This window comes from Bacillus sp. JJ1503 (genome assembly GCF_036965125.1).
GTDB lineage: Bacteria > Bacillota > Bacilli > Bacillales > Cytobacillaceae > Cytobacillus.
This window is the reverse complement of record NZ_JBALOZ010000288.1, coordinates 1-3,847: the sequence shown is the minus strand read 5'-3', so window position 1 is coordinate 3,847 and position 3,847 is coordinate 1. Positions and strand designations below refer to the sequence as shown.

Sequence of the window (3,847 nt, the reverse complement as noted above, 5' to 3'; positions counted from 1 at the left end):
TTAATAAAAATAACGTTGCTAAACTGCAACGTTATTTTTATTAATATGGTCATTATAGCGAGCTCCAACACTTTGTCTCTATAATGCGACACGTCTCGTTATTGCGACACTTATTGATGCCTTAACAAACTATATTTCTCCATTTTTCGATATAGGCTAGCTCTATGTATGCCAAGCATTTCTGCCGCTTCAGTTCGATTCCCTTCACTGGCCTTTAATGCCCGGATGATTGCCGCTTTTTCAGCCCTTTCCAATTCCTCTTCAAGAGAGAAGGATGAAACTGAAACATCTGTATGCCTTTCAACATGGTCTAATAAATAAGGGGGAAGGTGCTCTAAACAGATTTCCGGACCATTATCTGCGATATGAAGAGCACGCTCAATGACATTTTGCATTTCTCTCACGTTACCACTCCACTGATAACGACGAAATAAATCCTCTACATTAGGGTGAAAGCCACTTATGCTTTTACCAAGCTCATTATTTAATTGACCCAAAATAAGATGCGCCGTAGTAATGATATCTTTGCCTCGCTCCCTCAAAGGTGGAATCGTAATATGAATCACATTTAGGCGGTAATAAAGGTCTTCTCGGAACTCTTCATTTTTAACCATTTCCTCTAACGGACGATTTGTTGCTGAAATTAACCTGATATCAATCTGATTAGTCTGACTGCCGCCAATTCTTTCAATTTCTTTTTCCTGTAAGACTCGTAATAGCTTTACCTGCATATTGAGAGGCATATCGCCGACTTCATCTAGAAATAAAGTTCCACCCTGGGCTTGTTCAATCTTTCCGGGTTTTCCGCCCTTTTTCGCTCCCGAAAATGCCCCCTCCTCATAACCAAAGAGCTCAGATTCCAATAAATTATCTGGTATAGCGGCACAATTAAGGCTTATAAACGGTCCATCAGAACGGTTACTGGCTTCATGAATTGCATGAGCAAACAATTCCTTTCCTGTTCCACTTTCTCCTCGAATCAATACCGTTGAGCGACTAGTAGCCACTTTCAATGCTAAATCCTTTACTTCTTTCATTCGCTCATGCTCGCCTATAATCTGGTCAAACGAATATTTGGATCCTCTCACTTTTTTCAATTCCGGTTTATAAAAGTCCTGCATGCTTTCAGTTACGTTTAGGCGCTGAACTAATGTTTTTAACTCGTTAATATCCGTATATAAAACCTTACCTATAGCCCCAACAACCTCCCCCTCTTTCCAAATAGGGGTACGCATGACAATAATACTTTTATCCTTTACTATCATAAATGAGCCAATTTCTGATTGCCCCGTTTTCACAACAATATGCATACGTGTATTTTCAATTACTTTTTTGACGTGCTTGCCAATCACATCTTCAACTCTAACCCCGAGGAACTCACCGTAAGTTTGATTCATCATTGTTATTAGCCCCTGTTTATCAATCATGATAACCCCGTCATATAACAGTTCTATAATTTCCTTTAATTGTTCTACCTCTTTTTCCTTTTGATCAAGCAGATTATGGGTATGTTTTAATTCTGGTATTTCATGAAAAACAGAAATGGCCCCAATAAGCCGACCATCCTTATATATAGGAGATTGATTTGCAACAACAACCCGACCTTGGATAAGTTGCTGTATATTGACAAGTGTAACTTCGTCCAACAAAACTTGATGCAGGGTTGAATCTTCTATAATGCTGGTAATATGCTTATTTAGCATCTCTTTTTCAGACATACCAATAAGATCACATCCTGATGTATTACACATGATAATCTTACCGTCTCGATCCACTATGATGACACCGTTATAAATCCCCTCAACAATCTCAGTCCATCCTTGTGAAATGTGACGATTAATCACGCCTAACCTCTCCTTTTGATCCTCTATCAAAAATTTGTATGGTCCATACTTATTCGACAAAAACCAGAATCTTCCTTCAAATAAAGCCTAAGCTCTGTTTAGTTAGCTTTGCCGTGTACTTTTGCATGACGCTGCGCTACAACATCCGGATTATTACACACCATATTCTTGTTAGGATAGCACCCTTTCGAATAACGGAAATAAAGGGCAAATAGCTGGTTCCATTATTTATTGGAACCAGTTTTTGATTGTCAAATTAGTGCTATTATGACTAGTTAACTTCTGATCGGGTAATTTTACCTTTCCTTGAAATCGTTGTAAATGTATTTACAACGTAAGGATTACTAAAAATAAAAAGCTCAATTTCTCAGTAAAATTGAGAAATTTGGGCTTTTTCGTTACTCCATTAAAGCACCTTGAAAAGCAACTGGATTAAGCTTCGAATTTCTCTTCAGATTAACCAAATATTCTTCTTAAACCTATTCAACAAAAATGTGCGTACTTTAAATTTTATATTTTATGAAGTATTATTAGTTTAGCGAATAAAAAACTAAATATTTTTTATATTCATACTACTAGGCATTAAATTTGTTACGTGAAAAAATCACCAGATCATCTAATAACAAATGATCCCATCATTTTTATCATCGTTCGAAAAGGGAAAAAGAGAGTTTTTGGCGATATCATTTATTGGAAATTAGGAACTAATTAGATATTTCCTATTTTTATTTAATAAAATAAAAAGGAGTGACTATAGTGAAATCACAAGTTATTCAATCTTTTGGGAAACCATCTATATTTCAATTTAAAGAGATTTCAGAACCTGAACTGAAACCTGGACATGTACTTATTCAAGTAAAGGCTACAAGTGTAAATCCTATTGATACGAAAGTCCGTGCTGGTGCAGTTCCAGCCGTTGCACCCGAGTTTCCAGCAGTATTACATGGAGATGTGGCAGGGATAGTATCTGCAGTGGGTGAAGGAGTAACCGAGTTTAACATTGGCGATGAAGTGTTTGGATGCGCGGGTGGATTTAGAGGGACTCACGGCGGTGCACTTGCAGAGTTTATGCTTGCAGATGCTGATTTACTTACTCATAAGCCGAAAAATTTGACGATGGAAGAAGCTGCGGCTTTACCATTAGTTTCTATTACCGCTTGGGAAGCGTTATTTAATCGAGCAAGGCTTATTCCTGGACAAGATATATTGATCCATGGAGCCACTGGAGGTGTTGGACACATTGCCATTCAACTAGCCAAATGGGGAGGAGCAACAGTCTATACAACTGCCTCTTCGCAAGAAAAGCTGGAGATTGGCACACGCCTTGGTGCTGATGTAGCGATTAATTATCGAGAAGAAACCGTTCAAGACTATGTACAAAAATATACAAAAGGAAAAGGATTTGACATCGTGTTTGACACAGTTGGTGGTGAAAACCTTGATCGCTCTTTTGAGGCGGCAGCAGTACATGGAACGGTAGCCGCTATTGCTACTCGTTCGACTCATGACCTCTCCCCCGTGCATTCGAAGGGACTTTCTCTTCATGTTACCTTTATGTTGTTGAAGATATTAAACAAGGACATGCATAAACATTATGGAGAAATTTTGAAGAAGGTTGCTAGTTTGGTTGAGGAAGGGAAGATGCGTCCACTATTGGATTCAAACACTTTTACCTTTGATGAAGTTTCAAAAGCCCATGAGTACATGGAGTCAGGCAAAGCGGTAGGAAAAATTGTTTTAAAAAATTGTTGGTAATACTATTGCAAATTTGTAATGCCTTAACAACTTTACGTTCATTTAAAGAGTAGATGGACATTAGAATCTGTATAAGATTCTCTATGTACCGTCTGCTTTTAATTTTAATTACCGTAAAAAAAGATGTTGTTCAATTTTATCGCCCAATTCATTGAGAAGAGCGCATTTCTAACTAAAGAATTGCGCCCATTTGTGGAAGTTCAAGATTGTGATTACTGCCTTTTGCTTGTTAATACTAATTTTAATGA

The 3,847-nt window shown here is 37.6% G+C and carries 2 protein-coding genes; one reads left to right on the top strand and one right to left on the bottom strand.

Features of this window, described 5'->3' with window-relative positions; all coding sequences use genetic code 11:
• Positions 1–110: 110 nt before the first annotated feature.
• Positions 111–1,844, bottom strand: coding sequence for a sigma 54-interacting transcriptional regulator (locus V7149_RS20260; RefSeq protein WP_335347400.1), 1,734 nt, complete (start codon positions 1,842–1,844; stop codon positions 111–113).
• 756 nt (positions 1,845–2,600) lie between these two features.
• Here V7149_RS20260 and V7149_RS20255 point away from each other — a divergent pair.
• Positions 2,601–3,599 (top strand): zinc-dependent alcohol dehydrogenase family protein, encoded by a 999-nt coding sequence (locus V7149_RS20255; RefSeq protein ID WP_335347399.1) that lies wholly within the window; start codon positions 2,601–2,603, stop codon positions 3,597–3,599.
• Positions 3,600–3,847: the final 248 nt, after the last annotated feature.